This is a genomic window from Streptomyces sp. CC208A, assembly GCF_030010625.1.
GTDB lineage: Bacteria > Actinomycetota > Actinomycetes > Streptomycetales > Streptomycetaceae > Streptomyces.
The window spans coordinates 1-17959 of sequence record NZ_JASCXN010000027.1; the positions used below are offsets into that span (position 1 = coordinate 1).

General features: G+C 72.1%; 19 protein-coding genes. 18 read left to right on the forward strand and 1 reads right to left on the reverse strand.

Annotation, left to right across the window (positions count from 1 at the left end; all coding sequences use genetic code 11):
* The 8 genes from QK442_RS25695 to nusB all read left to right on the forward strand — a co-directional run.
* Positions 1–353: chorismate synthase (locus QK442_RS25695; RefSeq protein ID WP_282695732.1), on the forward strand; the 353-nt coding region annotated here is incomplete at its 5' end.
* Complete coding sequence (locus QK442_RS25700; RefSeq protein WP_282696437.1) at positions 350–868, forward strand: shikimate kinase; 519 nt, start codon at positions 350–352, stop codon at positions 866–868. The genes QK442_RS25695 and QK442_RS25700, both read left to right, overlap by 4 nt.
* Positions 865–1962, forward strand: a complete 1098-nt coding sequence (gene aroB, locus QK442_RS25705) for a 3-dehydroquinate synthase (protein WP_282696438.1) — start codon at positions 865–867, stop codon at positions 1960–1962. The genes QK442_RS25700 and aroB overlap by 4 nt, the downstream gene beginning before the upstream one ends.
* Complete coding sequence (gene aroQ, locus QK442_RS25710; RefSeq protein WP_282696439.1) at positions 1959–2423, forward strand: type II 3-dehydroquinate dehydratase; 465 nt, start codon at positions 1959–1961, stop codon at positions 2421–2423. The genes aroB and aroQ overlap by 4 nt, the downstream gene beginning before the upstream one ends.
* A gap of 266 nt (positions 2424–2689) precedes the next feature.
* On the forward strand, positions 2690–3574 hold the full coding sequence (locus QK442_RS25715) for an AAA family ATPase (protein ID WP_282696440.1): 885 nt from the start codon (positions 2690–2692) through the stop codon (positions 3572–3574).
* Between the two features lie 68 nt (positions 3575–3642).
* Positions 3643–4755, forward strand: coding sequence for an aminopeptidase P family protein (locus QK442_RS25720; RefSeq protein WP_282696441.1), 1113 nt, complete (start codon positions 3643–3645; stop codon positions 4753–4755).
* A 49-nt stretch (positions 4756–4804) separates the two neighbouring features.
* On the forward strand, positions 4805–5371 hold the full coding sequence (gene efp, locus QK442_RS25725) for an elongation factor P (RefSeq protein ID WP_030493603.1): 567 nt from the start codon (positions 4805–4807) through the stop codon (positions 5369–5371).
* A gap of 2 nt (positions 5372–5373) precedes the next feature.
* A complete protein-coding gene (nusB, locus tag QK442_RS25730) occupies positions 5374–5811 on the forward strand; it encodes a transcription antitermination factor NusB (RefSeq protein WP_282696442.1) in 438 nt (145 codons plus the stop codon).
* 151 nt (positions 5812–5962) lie between these two features.
* On the opposite strand, the gene bldD is transcribed toward nusB, so the two are convergent.
* Positions 5963–6463: a transcriptional regulator BldD gene (gene bldD / locus QK442_RS25735; protein WP_015032294.1), complete on the reverse strand. Its 501-nt coding sequence runs from the start codon at positions 6461–6463 to the stop codon at positions 5963–5965.
* Positions 6464–6721: 258 nt separating this feature from the next.
* Between bldD and pyrR the strand changes: the two genes are divergently transcribed.
* From pyrR to gmk, 10 genes are all read left to right on the forward strand, one after another.
* Entirely contained in the window at positions 6722–7282 is a 561-nt protein-coding gene (pyrR, locus tag QK442_RS25740; protein WP_282696443.1) for a bifunctional pyr operon transcriptional regulator/uracil phosphoribosyltransferase PyrR, read from the forward strand.
* An 86-nt stretch (positions 7283–7368) separates the two neighbouring features.
* Positions 7369–8358, forward strand: a complete 990-nt coding sequence (locus QK442_RS25745; RefSeq protein ID WP_282696444.1) for an aspartate carbamoyltransferase catalytic subunit — start codon at positions 7369–7371, stop codon at positions 8356–8358.
* Between the two features lie 2 nt (positions 8359–8360).
* The gene (locus QK442_RS25750) at positions 8361–9647 is read left to right on the forward strand and encodes a dihydroorotase (protein ID WP_282696445.1); all 1287 of its coding nucleotides are present in this window, start codon (positions 8361–8363) and stop codon (positions 9645–9647) included.
* Positions 9644–10216 (forward strand): hypothetical protein, encoded by a 573-nt coding sequence (locus tag QK442_RS25755; protein ID WP_282696446.1) that lies wholly within the window; start codon positions 9644–9646, stop codon positions 10214–10216. The genes QK442_RS25750 and QK442_RS25755 overlap by 4 nt, the downstream gene beginning before the upstream one ends.
* A complete protein-coding gene (carA, locus tag QK442_RS25760) occupies positions 10213–11352 on the forward strand; it encodes a glutamine-hydrolyzing carbamoyl-phosphate synthase small subunit (RefSeq protein ID WP_282696447.1) in 1140 nt (379 codons plus the stop codon). Before QK442_RS25755 ends, carA begins: the two co-directional genes overlap by 4 nt.
* On the forward strand, positions 11345–14653 hold the full coding sequence (carB, locus tag QK442_RS25765) for a carbamoyl-phosphate synthase large subunit (protein WP_282696448.1): 3309 nt from the start codon (positions 11345–11347) through the stop codon (positions 14651–14653). The genes carA and carB overlap by 8 nt, the downstream gene beginning before the upstream one ends.
* Positions 14654–14708: 55 nt before the next feature.
* On the forward strand, positions 14709–15818 hold the full coding sequence (locus QK442_RS25770; protein WP_282696449.1) for a quinone-dependent dihydroorotate dehydrogenase: 1110 nt from the start codon (positions 14709–14711) through the stop codon (positions 15816–15818).
* Positions 15815–16651, forward strand: a complete 837-nt coding sequence (pyrF, locus tag QK442_RS25775) for an orotidine-5'-phosphate decarboxylase (protein ID WP_282696450.1) — start codon at positions 15815–15817, stop codon at positions 16649–16651. Before QK442_RS25770 ends, pyrF begins: the two co-directional genes overlap by 4 nt.
* 318 nt (positions 16652–16969) lie before the next feature.
* Positions 16970–17293, forward strand: coding sequence for an integration host factor (locus QK442_RS25780; RefSeq protein ID WP_016638838.1), 324 nt, complete (start codon positions 16970–16972; stop codon positions 17291–17293).
* An 85-nt stretch (positions 17294–17378) separates the two neighbouring features.
* Positions 17379–17942 carry a guanylate kinase gene (gmk, locus tag QK442_RS25785; protein ID WP_282696451.1) on the forward strand — a complete coding sequence of 188 codons (564 nt, stop codon included), beginning with the start codon at positions 17379–17381 and terminating at the stop codon, positions 17940–17942.
* The last annotated feature ends 17 nt before the right edge of the window (positions 17943–17959 follow it).

A 17959-nucleotide genomic window follows, 5' to 3' on the forward strand; every position in this document is an offset into this window, starting at 1 on the left:
AGGCTCACGACGAGATCGTGCGGACGGACGAGGGCATCAGGCGCACCTCCGGCCGCTCCGGCGGCACCGAGGGTGGTCTCACCACCGGCGAGCTGCTGCGCGTGCGTGCCGCGATGAAGCCGATCGCGACCGTCCCGCGTGCGCTCGCCACCGTCGACGTCGCCACCGGCGAGGCCGCCGCGGCCCACCACCAGCGCTCCGACGTCTGTGCCGTCCCCGCGGCCGGCATCGTCGCCGAGGCCATGGTCGCTCTCGTCCTCGCCGACGCCGTCGTCGAGAAGTTCGGCGGCGACTCGGTCCCCGAGACCCGCCGCAACGTCCAGTCGTACCTCGACCACCTGCACATCCGGTGACCGGCGGCCCCCTGGTCGTCCTCGTCGGCCCGATGGGCTCCGGCAAGTCCACGGTGGGCGCGCTCCTGGCCGCACGGCTCGGCGCGCTCTACCGGGACACCGACGCCGACATCGTCGCCGCCGAGGGCCGCGAGATCTCCGACATCTTCGTCGAGGACGGCGAGGAGCGCTTCCGCGCCCTGGAGAAGGCCGCCGTCGCCAAGGCCCTCGCCGAGCACGAGGGCGTCCTCGCCCTCGGCGGCGGCGCGATCCTCGACGCCGACACCCGCGCCCTGCTGGCCGGCCGGCCCGTCGCGTACCTCTCCATGGACGTCGAGGAGGCCGTACGACGGGTCGGGCTCGGCGCGGCCCGCCCGCTGCTCGCCGTCAACCCGCGCCGCCAGTGGCGCGAGCTGATGGACGCCCGGCGCCACCTGTACGAAGAAGTCGCGCGCGTCGTGGTCGCCACCGACGCCCGCACCCCCGAAGAGGTCGCCGAGGCGGTCCTCGACGCACTGGAGCTGAAGGACGCATGACCACGGACCAGGAAGTGACCCGCATCCACGTCGGCGGCAGTGCGGGCACGGAGCCGTACGACGTGCTGGTCGGCCGGCAGCTGCTCGGCGAACTGCCCGCCCTCATCGGGGAGAAGGCGAAGCGGGTCGCCGTCATCCACCCCGAGGCACTCGCCGAGACCGGCGAGGCGCTCCGCGAGGACCTCGCCGAGCAGGGGTACGAGGCCGTCGCCATCCAGGTGCCGAACGCCGAGGAGGCGAAGACCGCCGAGGTCGCCGCGTACTGCTGGAAGGCGCTCGGCCAGACCGGCTTCACCCGCACCGACGTCATCGTCGGCGTCGGCGGCGGCGCCACCACCGACCTGGCCGGCTTCGTCGCCGCGACCTGGCTGCGGGGTGTCCGCTGGATCGCCGTCCCGACCACCGTCCTCGGCATGGTCGACGCGGCCGTCGGAGGCAAGACCGGCATCAACACCGCCGAGGGCAAGAACCTCGTCGGCGCCTTCCACCCGCCGGCCGGCGTCCTCTGCGACCTCGCCGCGCTCGAGTCTCTGCCCGTCCACGACTTCGTCAGCGGTCTCGCCGAGATCATCAAGGCCGGTTTCATCGCCGACCCGGTGATCCTCGACCTGATCGAGGCGGACCCACAGGCGGCCCGCACGCCCGCAGGACCGCACACCGCCGAGCTGATCGTCCGCTCCATCCAGGTGAAGGCCGACGTCGTCTCCGGCGACCTCAAGGAGTCCGGCCGCCGCGAGATCCTCAACTACGGGCACACCCTCGCGCACGCCATCGAGAAGAACGAGCGGTACAAGTGGCGCCACGGCGCCGCCGTCTCCGTCGGCATGGTCTTCGCCGCCGAGCTGGGCCGCCTCGCGGGACGCCTCGACGACGCCACCGCCGACCGGCACCGCGCGGTCCTGGAGTCCGTCGGCCTGCCGCTCACCTACCGCGGCGACCAGTGGCCCAAGCTCCTGGAGACGATGAAGGTGGACAAGAAGTCCCGCGGCGACCTGCTGCGCTTCATCGTCCTCGACGGGCTCGCCAAGCCCTCCGTCCTGGAGGGCCCGGACCCGGCCGTCCTCGTCGCCGCGTACGGGGAGATCTCCGCATGAGCGGTACGGGGGAGCCCCGCCGCGTCCTGGTGCTGAACGGGCCGAACCTCGGCCGGCTGGGCTCGCGCGAGCCCGACATCTACGGCGCCACCTCCTACCAGGGGCTCGTCGAGTCCTGCCGGACCCTCGGCGCCGAACTCGGCTTCGCCGTCGAGGTCCGCGAGACCAACGACGAGGGCGAGATGATCCGCTGGCTGCACGAGGCGGCCGACGGGCGCGTCCCGGTCGTGCTCAACCCCGGCGCGTTCACGCACTACTCGTACGGGATGCGGGACGCGGCCGCGCAGCGCACCGCCCCGCTGATCGAGGTCCACATCTCGAACCCGTACACCCGCGAGGAGTTCCGGCACACCTCCGTGGTGGCCGCCGTGGCGACCGGCACCGTCGCCGGCTTCGGCATCGGCTCCTACCGGCTCGCCCTGCGTGCCCTCGCCGAGGAGCTCGACGACACGAAGGCCTGACACGGAGGCCTGAGGGGTACGGGGGAGCCCGGAGCGGTACGAGGGCCCCTGGGCGGCCGCCGGTGCGGCGGCCGCCCTCTCTTCGGGCCCGGCCGGGCCACGGGCCGTGGGGACCGGGCACGTTCGGCGGCACCCACCCGTTCCCCGGACGGGGGGACGGGGAGGTAACGTTTTGGCATCCCCGGGCGACCGGAGCGGGGCTGGCGACGGCACCGAACCGGGCGCCCTCACCGACGTACCAGGCCGACGAGACGGAGTGGCACCGGATGCAGCACGCAGTGGGGGGACCGCTGCCACCGCCCGAGCGGCCGGGCCGGGTGCCCGGCCCCGACCAGGCCGGTGGACACGGCTCCGTACCCCCGCCCCCGCAGGCCGCGCCCTACCCGACGCCGCCGTCCGGCGCGCCCGGCGGCCGGCTCGGGGTGCACCCCGCCGTACAGCCAGGACCGCCCCCGGCCCCCGGCGGCCCCGGCTGGGGCGCCGCCCCCGGAGCCGTACCCCCGCACCCTCCCGCCGCCGTGCCCCCGCACGCCACCGGCGCCGTGCCGCTGGCGCCGCCCGTGCCGGTCGTCGAGCACGGGCCAGGGACCGGGGCCGCGACCCTCGCCGTCCTGCTCATCGGGCCGGCCGGCGCGGGCAAGACGACGGTCGCCCGGCACTGGGCGCGCCGCCGGCCCGTCCCCACCGCCCACATCAGCCTCGACGACGTCCGGGAATGGGTGTGCTCCGGCTTCGCCGACCCCCAGTCCGGCTGGAACGAGCACTCCGAGGCGCAGTACCGGCTGGCCCGCCGCACCTGCGGCTTCGCCGCCCGCAACTTCCTCGCCAACGGCATCTCCTGCATCCTCGACGACGCCGTCTTCCCCGACCGGCCCGTCGTCGGGCTCGGCGGCTGGAAGCGGCACGTCGGCCCCGGCCTGCTCCCCGTGGTCCTGCTCCCCGGCCTGGAGGTCGTCCTGGAGCGCAACGCCCAGCGCTCCGGCAACCGGCGCCTGAGCGACGAGGAGGTCGCCGCGATCCACGGCCGGATGGCCGGCTGGTACGGCTCCGGCCTGCCGATCATCGACAACTCCACGCTCGACGTGGAGTCCACCGCCCGGCTCCTCGACGAGGCCCTGGCCCGCGCGATAGCCGTCCCGCCCGGCGGCTGACGGCCCGGCGCTCCCCGGTCGGACGCGCCGACAGGCCGGGGCGGGGCCCGGCTCGTAGGCTCGGAGACATGTCACAGGTGTATGCGGACCGCCGGGTCAGGCTGCGCGACCGGTGCGCGGCAGCCGGCAGCGCGGCGGCCCTGGTCTCCCGTCCTGCCAACGTCCGCTATCTCACCGGCGGCGCCCCGCCCGGCGCCGTCCTGCTCGTCGGCCCCGAGCCCGCCGCCGACGTGCTGCTCCGGCCCGCCGCCGGCGGGGAGGAGCCGTCCGACGGGCGGCTCGACGAGCTGCTCCGGCAGCAGCGGCTCCCGCTCGGCGGCGGCGATCCGGCCGTCGCCGCCGCCGAACTGGCCCGCCGCTCCGGAGCCGACGGGCTCGCCGTGGAGGAGCACCACCTGACGGTGGCCCGCCACCGCAGTCTCGGCGCCGCCGCCCCCGGCCTCCGCCTCGCCGACCTCTCCTGCGCCGTCGAGCAGCTGAGGGTGGTCAAGGACGAGGACGAGATCGCCTGTCTGCGGATCGCCGCCGAGATCGCGGACCAGGCCCTCGGTGAGCTCCTGGAGTCGATCCTCGTCGGCCGCACCGAACGCCACCTCGCGCTCGAACTGGAGCGGCGCCTCGTCGACCACGGCGCCGACGGGGCCGCCTTCCCCACCTCCGTCGCCACCGGGCCCCACTCCGGACGGCGCGGCCACCGGCCCACCGACCGCCGGGTCGAGGAGGGCGACTTCCTCTCCGTCTGCCTGGGCGCCGACTACCGCGGCTACCGGTGCGAGATCGGCCGGACCTTCGTCATCGGCACCGCCCCCGCCGACTGGCAGATCGAGCTGTACGAACTCGTCTTCGCCGCTCAGCGGGCCGGGCGGGAGTCCCTCGTGCCCGGCGCCGAGTACCGCGACGTGGACCGCGCGGCCCGTCAGATCCTCGACGGCGCGGGCCACGCGGAGACCGCCGTGCCCCTCACCGGGCACGGTGTGGGGCTCGAAATCGACGAGGACCCGCAGCTGTCCCCCTCGGCCATGGGTAAACTGGACGCTTGTGTGCCGGTCACCGTCGAACCGGGGGTCCACCTCCCGGGCCGGGGCGGAGTCCGGATCGATGACACGCTCGTCGTGCGCCAGGAGGCGGACGGCGGACCCGAGCTACTCACCATCACGACCAAGGAGCTGCTCGCGCTGTAGGGCGCGTACGCCTCCTCGGTCCCACGTCAGTCCAGGAGATTCCGCAACCGTGGCTTCCACGAACGACCTCAAGAACGGCATGGTGCTCAAGCTCGAAGGCGGCCAGCTCTGGTCCGTCGTCGAGTTCCAGCACGTCAAGCCCGGCAAGGGCCCGGCCTTCGTGCGCACCAAGCTCAAGAACGTGCTGTCCGGCAAGGTCGTCGACAAGACCTTCAACGCCGGCGTGAAGGTGGAGACCGCGAACGTCGACAAGCGCGACATGCAGTTCTCCTACATGGACGGCGACTACTTCGTCTTCATGGACATGGACACCTACGACCAGCTCCACATCGACCGCAAGGTCGTCGGCGACGCCGCCAACTTCCTCGTCGAGGGCTTCACCGCGCTCGTCGCGCAGAACGAGGGCCAGGTCCTCTACGTCGAGCTGCCGGCCGCCGTCGAGCTGACCATCGCCGAGACCGAGCCGGGCGTCCAGGGCGACCGCTCCACCGGTGGCACCAAGCCCGCCACCCTGGAGACCGGCCACCAGATCCAGGTCCCGCTCTTCATCACCACCGGTGAGAAGATCAAGGTCGACACCCGTGACAGCAGCTACCTCGGCCGGGTGAACAGCTAACCGTGGCTGCCCGGAGCAAGGCCCGCAGGCGGGCCTTCCAGATCCTGTTCGAGGCCGACCAGCGCGGTACCTCGGTCCAGGACGTCCTCGCGGACCAGATCCGGCTCCACCGTGCCGACGCGCAGCAGCCGCCGGTCGGTGACTTCACCATGCAGCTGGTCGAGGGGTACGCCCGGCACGTGGCCCGGATCGACGAGCTCATCGCCACCTACGCGGTGGACTGGGACCTCGACCGGATGCCGGCCGCCGACCGGAACATCGTGCGCCTCGCCGCGTACGAGCTGATCTGGGAGGACGGCACCCCGGACGCGGTGGCGATCGACGAGGCGGTGCAGCTCGCCAAGGAGTTCTCCACGGACGACTCCCCGACCTTCGTCAACGGTCTCCTCGGACGCTTCAAGGACCTGAAGCCGCGACTGCGCCGGGACGCGGACGCCTAGTCCCGCCACGGCTCGTCGAAGGGGCCCGCCGCACCTCGTGCGGCGGGCCCCTTCGCGTTCACCCGTACGGGTGAAAAAGCGCCGGGCCCGTGGCGTCGGATGACGTCCACGGGCCCGGCGGCACGTTTCTGCAGAAGGAGCTCCGAGGAGGTCAGTTCTCCTCGTGGGCGACCGCGCGGCGCGCGTCCGCGTCGAGCACGCCCCAGCTGATCAGCTGCTCGGTCAGGACCGAGGGGGACTGGTCGTAGATGACGGCCAGGGTGCGCAGGTCGTCCTGGCGGATCGACAGCACCTTGCCGTTGTAGTCGCCGCGCTGCGACTGGATCGTCGCCGCGTAGCGCTGGAGCGGGCCGGCCTTCTCCTGCGGGACGTGGGCCAGGCGCTCCAGGTCCAGGACCAGCTTCGGCGGGGGCTCGGCGGCGCCGCCGGGGGTCGTACCGGGCAGCAGCTCCTGCACCGGCACACCGTAGAAGTCCGCCAGCTCGGCCAGACGCTGTACGGTCACGGCGCGGTCGCCGCGCTCGTACGAGCCGACCACGACCGCCTTCCAGCGGCCCTGGGACTTCTCCTCCACCCCGTGGAGGGACAGGCCCTGCTGGGTGCGGATGGCGCGGAGTTTGGCCCCGAGCTGCTTTGCGTATTCGCTGGACATAACGCTCCCGGACGCTGTGACGACATGCGGCTGCGCCGCGCGGCTGGTAACTCACTGTGAGGTTACGCAGCGTTACTCTTTCCCGTCAAGCCGAAAAGGGCCCGCCACCCCCTCCCGGGGGACGTTCCCGCGCGGGCGCGGAGCGGACGGGGGCCCGCCCCGGGAAAGCCCGTACGAGCCGCCCTGCTAGAGTGGACCCCGTACATCCGACGTCCTTTAAAGACCGTCCCGTGAGGCGGAGAAGGAGGTCCTTTCTTCATGGACACGCACGCGCATACCGATGAGGCGCGGCCCGTTCTCGAGGCCCCCGACATCGCCCGGGTCCTGACCCGGATCGCCCACGAGATCGTCGAGCGCGCCAAGGGCGCCGACGACGTGGTCCTCCTCGGCATCCCCACCCGCGGCGTCTACCTCGCCCGCCGGCTCGCCGAGAAGCTCGAATCGATCACCGGCACCAAGGTCCCGGTCGGTTCCCTCGACATCACCATGTACCGCGACGACCTGCGGATGAAGCCGGCGCGCGCCATCGGCCGCACCGAGATCCCCGCGGAAGGCGTCGACGGCAGCCTCGTCGTCCTCGTCGACGACGTCCTCTTCTCGGGCCGCACCATCCGCGCCGCCCTCGACGCCCTCGGCGACATCGGCCGCCCCCGCGCGGTCCAGCTCGCCGTCCTCGTCGACCGCGGCCACCGCGAGCTCCCGATCCGCGCCGACTACGTCGGCAAGAACCTCCCCACGTCGCTGCGGGAGACCGTCAAGGTCCAGCTCGCCGAGGAGGACGGTCGCGACACCGTCCTGCTCGGCGGCAAGTCCGCCTAGCCGGACCGGCCATCCCCTGCGGGGACCGGGGCACCGCCCCGCGCCCCCGCATGCCCTCACACCTCCCCACACGGAGAGAAACCCCGATGATGCGTCACCTCATCTCGGCCGCCGACCTCACCCGCGACGACGCCGTCCTGATCCTCGACACCGCCGAGGAGATGGCCCGGGTGGCCGACCGGCCGATCAAGAAGCTGCCGACCCTCCGCGGCCGGACCATCTGCAACCTCTTCTTCGAGGACTCCACCCGGACCCGGATCTCCTTCGAGGCCGCAGAGAAGCGCCTCTCCGCCGACGTCATCAACTTCGCGGCCAAGGGCTCCAGCGTCTCCAAGGGCGAGTCGCTGAAGGACACCGCGCAGACCCTGGAGGCGATGGGCGTCGACGCCGTCGTCATCCGGCACAGCGCCTCCGGCGCCCCGTACCGCCTGGCCAACTCCGGCTGGATCGACGCCCCCGTCATCAACGCGGGCGACGGCACCCACCAGCACCCCACCCAGGCCCTCCTGGACGCCTTCACCATGCGCCGCCGCCTCGTCGGCCGCGACGCCGGGCTCGGCAAGGACCTGGCCGGCAAGCGGATCACGCTCGTCGGCGACGTCCTGCACAGCCGGGTCGCCCGCTCCAACGTCGACCTGCTGCACACCCTCGGCGCCGAGGTCACCCTGGTGGCCCCGCCCACCCTCGTCCCCGTCGGCGTCGAGACCTGGCCCTGCGAGGTCTCCTACGACCTCGACGGCGTGCTGCCGAAGTCCGACGCGGTGATGATGCTGCGTGTGCAGCGAGAGCGGATGAACGCCGCCTTCTTCCCGACCGAGCGCGAGTACTCGCGCCGCTACGGCCTGGACGGCGAGCGGATGGCGAAGATGCCGGAGCACGCACTTGTCATGCACCCCGGCCCCATGGTCCGCGGCATGGAGATCACCGCCGAGGTCGCCGACTCCGACCGCTGCACGGTCGTCGAGCAGGTCGCCAACGGCGTCTCCATCCGGATGGCCGTCCTCTACCTGCTGCTCGGCGGCTCCGAGCCGGCCGCAGCTCCCGTCACCACCGCCCGCACAGAGGAGAGCAAGTAAGCATGAGCAAGATCCTGATCCGTGGCGCGAAGGTGCTGGGCGGCGAGCCGCAGGACGTCCTCATCGACGGCGAGACCATCGCCGAGGTCGGCAGCGGCCTCTCCGCCGAGGGCGCGACCGTGATCGAGGCCGACGGGCAGATCCTCCTCCCCGGCCTCGTCGACCTCCACACCCACCTGCGCGAGCCCGGCCGCGAGGACTCCGAGACCGTCCTCACCGGCACCCGCGCCGCCGCCGCGGGCGGCTACACCGCCGTCTTCGCCATGGCCAACACCCACCCCGTCGCCGACACCGCCGGCGTCGTCGAGCAGGTCTACCGGCTCGGCAAGGAGGCCGGCTACTGCGACGTGCAGCCCATTGGCGCCGTCACCGTCGGCCTGGAGGGCAAGAAGCTCGCCGAGCTCGGCGCCATGCATGACTCCGCCGCCGGTGTCACCGTCTTCTCCGACGACGGCAAGTGCGTCGACGACGCCGTGCTCATGCGCCGCGCCCTGGAGTACGTGAAGGCCTTCGGCGGCGTCGTCGCCCAGCACGCCCAGGAGCCCCGCCTCACCGAGGGCGCCCAGATGAACGAGGGCGTCGTCTCCGCCGAGCTCGGTCTCGGCGGCTGGCCCGCGGTCGCCGAGGAGTCGATCATCGCCCGCGATGTCCTCCTCGCCGAGCACGTCGGCTCCCGCGTCCACATCTGCCACCTCTCCACCGCCGGCTCCGTCGAGATCGTCCGCTGGGCCAAGTCCCGCGGCATCGACGTCACCGCCGAGGTCACCCCGCACCACCTCCTCCTCACGGACGAGCTGGTCCGCACGTACAACCCGGTCTACAAGGTCAACCCGCCGCTGCGCACCGAGCGCGACGTCATGGCCCTGCGCGAGGCCCTGGCCGACGGCACCATCGACATCGTCGCCACCGACCACGCCCCGCACCCGCACGAGGACAAGGACTGCGAGTGGGCCGCCGCCGCCATGGGCATGGTCGGCCTGGAGACCGCGCTCTCCGTCGTCCAGCAGACGATGGTGGAGACCGGCCTTCTCGACTGGGCCGGCGTCGCCGACCGGATGTCCTCCGCCCCGGCCCGCATCGGCCGGGCCACCGGCCACGGACGCCCCGTCTCGGCAGGTGAGCCCGCCAACCTGGTCCTCGTCGATCCGGCTTACCGTGGGACCGTGGACCCCGCGGACTTCGCCTCCCGCAGCCGCAACACCCCCTACGAGGGCCGTGAGCTGCCGGGTCGCGTCACCCACACCTTCCTGCGGGGCCGGGCAACGGTCATGGACGGGAAGTTGGCGTGACACACACCATCGCAAGCGCGGCCCTCGCCGCGGAGCAGAAGTCGGCCGAGGTGACCGACTGGGCCGGCCGCATCGGCTGGGTCGTCGGCCTCCTGATCTTCGTCGCCTTCGTCTACTGGCTCATGCGCCAGGGCTGGAAGTGGCGCGGCAGTCTCCAGTCGGACCTCCCCGCACTCCCCGAGGTGCCGGAGACGCCCGGTGAGGCGAAGCTGAGGCTGGACGGCCGCTACCACGGCTCCACCACCGCCGGGCAGTGGCTCGACCGGATCGTCGCCCACGGCCTCGGCACCCGCAGCCGCGCCGAGCTCACGCTCACCGACGCCGGGATCACCGTCGTCCGCCCCGGGGCGAACGACTTCCTGATCCCCGCCGCCGCCCTGCGCGGCGCCCGCCTCGACAAGGGCATCGCCGGCAAGGTCCTCGCCGAGGGCGGGCTCCTGATCGTCACCTGGGAGCACGGCGGCACCCTGCTCGACTCCGGCTTCCGCTCCGACCGCGCCGCGGAGCACACCTCCTGGGTCGAGACCATCGACACCATGACCGACACGACGGAAGGCATCGCACGATGACGACCTCCACCAGGGGAGCCCAGGCTCCCGCCGTACTCGTCCTGGAGGACGGCCGCACCTTCCGCGGCCGCGCCTACGGGGCCGTGGGGGAGACCTTCGGCGAGGCTGTGTTCTCCACCGGCATGACCGGCTACCAGGAGACCCTCACCGACCCGTCGTACGACCGCCAGATCGTCGTCGCGACCGCCCCCCAGATCGGCAACACCGGCTGGAACGACGAGGACGACGAGTCGAGCCGCATCTGGGTCTCCGGCTACGTGGTCCGCGACCCCGCCCGCATCCCGTCGAACTGGCGCGCCAAGCGCAGCCTCGACGAGGAGCTGGTCGCCCAGGGCGTCGTCGGCATCTCCGGCATCGACACCCGCGCCCTCACCCGCCACCTGCGCGAGCGCGGCTCCATGCGCGCCGGCGTCTTCTCCGGCGAGGCCCTCGCCCCCGAGGCCGAGCTGCTCGCCCGTGTGCAGGCCCAGCCGCACATGAAGGGCGCCAGCCTCTACGAGGAGGTCGCCACCAAGGAGCCGTACGTGGTCCCCGCGATCGGTGAGAAGAAGTTCACCGTCGCCGCGATCGACCTCGGCATCAAGGGCATGACCCCGCACCGGATGGCCGAGCGCGGCATCGAGGTCCACGTGCTGCCCGCCACCGCCACCGCCGAGGACGTCTACGCGGTGAACCCGGACGGCGTCTTCTTCTCCAACGGCCCGGGCGACCCGGCCACCGCCGACGGCCCGGTCGCGCTCATGACCGCCGTCCTGGAGCGGAAGACCCCGCTCTTCGGCATCTGCTTCGGCAACCAGATCCTCGGCCGCGCGCTCGGCTTCGGCACCTACAAGCTGAAGTACGGCCACCGGGGCATCAACCAGCCCGTCCAGGACCGGACCACCGGCAAGGTCGAGGTCACCGCGCACAACCACGGCTTCGCCGTCGACGCGCCCCTCGACAAGGTCTCCGAGACCCCCTTCGGCCGCGCCGAGGTCTCGCACGTCTGCCTGAACGACAACGTCGTGGAGGGCCTCCAGCTGCTCGACCAGCCGGGCTTCTCCGTCCAGTACCACCCCGAGGCGGCCGCGGGCCCGCACGACGCCGCGTACCTCTTCGACCGCTTCGTGACCCTCATGGAGGCCGAGCGTGCCTAAGCGCACCGATATCCAGTCCGTCCTGGTCATCGGCTCCGGCCCGATCGTCATCGGCCAGGCCGCCGAGTTCGACTACTCCGGCACCCAGGCCTGCCGGGTGCTGAAGTCGGAGGGCCTGCGGGTCATCCTGGTCAACTCCAACCCGGCCACGATCATGACCGACCCGGAGATCGCCGACGCCACCTACGTCGAGCCGATCACCCCCGAGTTCGTCGAGAAGATCATCGCCAAGGAGCGCCCCGACGCCCTCCTGCCCACCCTCGGCGGCCAGACCGCGCTCAACACCGCGATCTCCATGCACGAGCAGGGCGTCCTGGAGAAGTACGGCGTCGAGCTCATCGGCGCCAACGTCGAGGCCATCCACAAGGGCGAGGACCGCGACCTCTTCAAGGGCGTCGTCGAGGCCGTCAACGCCAAGATCGGCCACGGCGAGTCCGCCCGCTCGGTCATCTGCCACTCCATGGACGACGTCCTGAAGGGCGTCGAGACGCTCGGCGGCTACCCCGTCGTCGTCCGCCCCTCCTTCACCATGGGCGGCGCCGGCTCCGGCTTCGCCCACGACGAGGAGGAGCTGCGCCGCATCGCCGGCCAGGGCCTCACCCTCTCGCCGACCACCGAGGTGCTCCTGGAGGAGTCCATCCTCGGCTGGAAGGAGTACGAGCTGGAGCTCATGCGCGACAAGCACGACAACGTCGTGGTCGTCTGCTCCATCGAGAACTTCGACCCGATGGGCGTCCACACCGGCGACTCGATCACCGTCGCCCCGGCGATGACCCTCACCGACCGCGAGTACCAGATCCTCCGCGACATCGGCATCGCGATCATCCGCGAGGTCGGCGTCGACACAGGCGGCTGCAACATCCAGTTCGCGGTCAACCCCGAGGACGGCCGGGTCATCGTCATCGAGATGAACCCGCGCGTCTCCCGCTCCTCGGCCCTCGCCTCCAAGGCCACCGGCTTCCCGATCGCCAAGATCGCCGCCCGGCTCGCCGTCGGCTACACCCTGGACGAGATCCCGAACGACATCACCGAGCAGACCCCCGCCTCCTTCGAGCCCACGCTCGACTACGTCGTCGTCAAGGCCCCGCGCTTCGCCTTCGAGAAGTTCCCGCAGGCCGACTCCACGCTGACCACCACCATGAAGTCGGTCGGCGAGGCCATGGCCATCGGCCGCAACTTCACCGAGGCGCTGCAGAAGGCCCTGCGCTCCCTGGAGAAGAAGGGCTCCCAGTTCGCCTTCACCGGCGAGCCCGGCGACAAGGCCGAGCTGCTCCGCGAGGCGGTCCGCCCGACCGACGGCCGGATCAACACGGTCATGCAGGCCATCCGCGCCGGCGCCACCCCGCAGGAGGTCTTCGACGCCACGAAGATCGACCCGTGGTTCGTCGACCAGCTCTTCCTGATCAAGGAGCTCGCCGACGAGCTCGCCGGCGCCGAGAAGCTCGGCCCCGAGCTCCTCGCCGAGGCCAAGCGCCACGGCTTCTCCGACGCCCAGATCGCCGAGATCCGCGGCCTGCGCGAGGACGTCGTCCGCGAGGTCCGGCACGCCCTCGGGGTCCGCCCGGTCTACAAGACGGTCGACACCTGCGCCGCCGAGTTCGCCGCCAGGACCCCGTACTTCTACTCCTCCTACGACGAGGAGTCCGAGGTCGCGCCGCGCGAGAAGCCCGCCGTGATCATCCTCGGCTCCGGCCCGAACCGCATCGGCCAGGGCATCGAGTTCGACTACTCCTGCGTCCACGCCTCCTTCGCCCTGAGCGACGCCGGCTACGAGACCGTGATGGTCAACTGCAACCCGGAGACCGTCTCCACCGACTACGACACCTCCGACCGGCTCTACTTCGAGCCGCTCACCCTGGAGGACGTCCTGGAGATCGTCCACGCCGAGTCCCTCGCGGGCCCGGTCGCCGGTGTGGTCGTCCAGCTCGGCGGCCAGACCCCGCTCGGCCTCGCCCAGGCCCTCAAGGACAACGGCGTGCCGGTCGTCGGCACCTCCCCGGAGGCCATCCACGCCGCCGAGGACCGCGGCGCCTTCGGCCGCGTCCTCGCCGAGGCCGGCCTGCCGGCCCCCAAGCACGGCACCGCCACCACCTTCGCCGGCGCCAAGGCCATCGCCGACGAGATCGGCTACCCGGTCCTGGTCCGCCCCTCGTACGTGCTCGGCGGCCGCGGCATGGAGATCGTCTACGACGAGGCCCGCCTGGAGGCGTACATCGCCGAGTCCACCGAGATCAGCCCCACCCGGCCGGTCCTGGTCGACCGCTTCCTCGACGACGCCATCGAGATCGACGTCGACGCCCTCTACGACGGCACCGAGCTCTACCTCGGCGGCGTGATGGAGCACATCGAGGAGGCCGGCATCCACTCCGGCGACTCGGCCTGCGCCCTGCCCCCGATCACGCTGGGCGGCTTCGACATCAAGCGGCTGCGCGCCTCCACCGAGGCCATCGCCAAGGGCGTCGGCGTCCGCGGCCTGATCAACATCCAGTTCGCCATGGCCGGCGACATCCTCTACGTCCTGGAGGCCAACCCGCGCGCCTCCCGGACCGTGCCCTTCACCTCCAAGGCCACCGCCGTGCCGCTCGCCAAGGCCGCCGCCCGCATCTCGCTGGGCGCGACCATCGCCGAGCTGCGCGCCGAGGGCCTGCTGCCGAGGACCGGCGACGGCGGCACCCTGCCGCTCGACGCGCCGATCTCCGTCAAGGAGGCCGTCATGCCGTGGTCCCGCTTCCGCGACATCCACGGCCGCGGCGTGGACACCGTCCTCGGCCCGGAGATGCGCTCCACCGGCGAGGTCATGGGCATCGACGCGGTCTTCGGCACCGCCTACGCCAAGTCGCAGGCCGGCGCCTACGGCCCGCTGCCCACCAAGGGCCGCGCCTTCATCTCGGTCGCCAACCGCGACAAGCGCTCGATGATCTTCCCGGCGCGCGAGCTGGTCGCCCACGGCTTCGAGCTGCTCGCCACCTCCGGCACCGCCGAGGTCCTCAAGCGCAACGGCATCAACGCCACCGTCGTGCGCAAGCTCAGCGAGGGCGAGGGCCCGAACGGTGAGAAGACCATCGTCCAGCTCGTCCACGACGGCCAGGTCGACCTGATCGTCAACACCCCGTACGGCACCGGCGGCCGCCTCGACGGCTACGAGATCCGTACGGCGGCGGTGGCCCGCGGCGTCCCGTGCCTCACCACGGTCCAGGCGCTCGCCGCGGCCGTCCAGGGCATCGACGCCCTCAACCACGGCGACGTCGGCGTCCGTTCCCTCCAGGAACACGCCGAACACCTGACCGCGGCCCGCGACTAGCAGCGACCGAGGGGGACACCGGAAACGGTGTCCCCCTCTTCATGAGGACCCCACCATGTACAAGCTCTTCTTCCAGCTCGTCTTCAAGCGCATGGACCCCGAGAAGGCCCACCACCTGGCCTTCCGCTGGATCCGGCTCGCCGCCCGCACCCCGGTCCTGCGCACCTTCGTCGCCGCCGTCCTCGCCCCCCGGTACAAGGAACTGCGCACCGAGGCCCTGGGCCTCCGTATGCACGGCCCCTTCGGCCTCGCCGCGGGCTTCGACAAGAACGCCGTCGCCATCGACGGCATGGCCATGCTCGGCTTCGACCACGTCGAGATCGGCACGGTCACCGGCGAGGCCCAGCCCGGCAACCCCAGGAAGCGGCTCTTCCGCCTCGTCCCGGACCGGGCCCTGATCAACCGCATGGGCTTCAACAACGAGGGCTCCGCCGCCGTCGCCGCCCGCCTCCACGCGCGCGTGCCGGTCTTCAGGACGGTCGTCGGCGTCAACATCGGCAAGACCAAGGTCGTGCCCGAGGCCGAGGCCGCCGCCGACTACGTGAAGTCCACCGAGCGGCTCGCCGCCCACGCCGACTACCTCGTCGTCAACGTCTCCTCGCCGAACACCCCCGGCCTGCGCAACCTCCAGGCCACCGAGTCGCTGCGCCCGCTGCTCACCGCCGTCCGCGAGGCCGCCGACCGCACGGTCACCGACCGCCGCGTCCCGCTCCTGGTGAAGATCGCCCCCGATCTCGCCGACGAGGACGTGGACGCCGTCGCCGACCTCGCCGTCGAACTCGGCCTGGACGGCATCATCGCCACCAACACCACCATCGCCCGCACCGGCCTCGGCCTCGCCTCCGACCCGGCCCTCGTCCAGGAGACCGGCGGCCTCTCCGGCGCCCCGCTCAAGGAGCGCTCCCTGGAGGTGCTGCGCCGCCTCTACGCGCGCGTGGGCGACCGGATCGTCCTGGTGGGCGTCGGCGGCATCGAGAACGCCGAGGACGCCTGGCAGCGCATCCTGGCCGGCGCCACCCTGGTCCAGGGCTACAGCGCCTTCATCTACGAGGGCCCCTTCTACGCCCGTGCCCTCCACAAGGGCCTCGCCGCGCGGCTCGCGGCCTCCCCCTACGCCACCCTCGCCGAAGCCGTCGGCGCCGACCACCGAAAGGCCACCACGTGACCCTCCCCTTCGGTACCCGCCTGCGCTCCGCCATGGACGAGCGCGGCCCCCTCTGCGTCGGCGTCGACCCGCACGCCTCCCTGCTCGACGCCTGGGGCCTCGCCGACGACATCGCGGGCCTGGAGCGCTTCACGTACACCGTCGTCGAGGCGCTGGCGGAGACGGTCGCCGTCTTCAAGCCGCAGGCCGCCTTCTTCGAGCGCTTCGGCTCGCGCGGCATCGCCGTCCTGGAGCGGGCCACCGCCGACCTGCGCGCCGCCGGCGGCCTGGTCGTCATGGACGCCAAGCGCGGCGACATCGGCTCCACCATGGCCGCCTACGCGGAGACCTTCCTGCGCAAGGACTCCCCGCTCTTCTCCGACGCCCTCACGGTCTCCCCGTACCTCGGCTACGGCTCCCTGAAGCCGGCCGTCGACCTGGCCCGCCAGTCCGGCGCCGGCCTCTTCGTCCTCGCCCTCACCTCCAACCCGGAGGGCGCCGAGGTCCAGCGGGCCGTGCGGGAGGACGGGCGCACCATCGGCGCGACCATGCTCGCCCACCTCGCGGAGGAGAACGCGGGGGAGACCCCGATGGGCTCCTTCGGCGCGGTCGTCGGCGCCACCCTCGGCGACCTCTCCTCCTTCGACCTCGACATCAACGGCCCGCTGCTCGCCCCCGGCATCGGTGCCCAGGGCGCGACCCCGGCCGACCTCCCGGTCGTCTTCGGGGCCGCGGTCCGCAACGTCGTCCCGAACGTGAGCCGGGGCGTGCTGCGCGCAGGACCGGACGCGTCCGCCCTGCGGGACGCGGCGACGCGCTACGCGGACGAGATCCGGGCGGCCGTCGCGGCCTGACCCGCCTCCACCTCCGTCCTGCCATCCCCGCAGGTGGGAGCGGACGGGGGCGCCGGGCGCGCCTCCTCCGCCCCGCTTGACGCCCCACTTGACGAAAACTTGGCAGAAAACCGGGTCGTTATGCCGGAAAAGTCCTGGTCGGTCGAGGCTGACCAGGACTTTTCCGCTGTTCTCGCTGACTGGAGCGGCCTTGGCCGCTAGTCTCCGGAGCAGAGCAGGCGTTCAACGGTCACGTCGTTGGTCGTTGCTCCACTGGTGTGGGTCGAGCAGGCCTCACCGGTCCGTATCCGACAGATCGACATCCGAGGTGACGTAGGCGTGGCTCTTCCGCCCCTTACCCCTGAACAGCGCGCAGCCGCGCTCGAAAAGGCCGCCGCGGCTCGCCGGGAGCGGGCCGAGGTCAAGAATCGACTCAAGCACTCCGGCGCCTCCCTCCACGAGGTCATCAAGCAGGGCCAGGAGAACGACGTCATCGGCAAGATGAAGGTCTCCGCCCTGCTCGAGTCCCTCCCCGGCGTCGGCAAGGTCCGCGCCAAGCAGATCATGGAGCGGCTCGGCATCTCCGAGAGCCGCCGCGTCCGTGGTCTCGGCTCCAACCAGATCGCCTCCCTGGAGCGCGAGTTCGGCGGCTCCGGCGCCTGACCCGCCACCCGGCCCGGTGCCGGGCCCGGGGCCCGATCCAGGACAAGCGTCCCGGGCACCCCGGCGGTACTGGAATAATCGCTGCATGGCAGCAGAGGCACGTCCGCGGCTGACCGTGCTCTCCGGCCCCTCAGGGGTCGGCAAGAGCACGGTCGTCGCTCATATGCGCAAGGTCCACCCCGAGGTCTGGCTCTCGGTGTCGGCGACGACCCGGAAGCCCCGCCCCGGCGAGAAGCACGGCGTCCAGTACTTCTTCGTCACGGACGACGAGTTCGACAAGCTGATCGCCAACGGTGAGCTCCTCGAATGGGCCGAGTTCGCGGGCAACCGCTACGGCACGCCCCGCAGCGCGGTCGTCGACCGCCTGGAGGCCGGCGAGCCCGTCCTGCTGGAGATCGAGCTCCAGGGCGCGCGCCAGGTCAAGGAGTCCATGCCCGACTCCCAGCTGGTCTTCCTGGCCCCGCCGAGCTGGGAGGAGCTGGTCCGCCGGCTCACCGGCCGCGGCACCGAGTCGCCCGAGGTCATCGAGCGCCGCCTGGAGGCCGCCAAGGTCGAACTCGCCGCCGAGTCGGAGTTCGACACCACGCTCGTCAACACCTCCGTCGAGGACGTGGCACGCGAGCTGCTAACGTTGATGCACGTAGTCTGATCTTTTATCCATCTTCG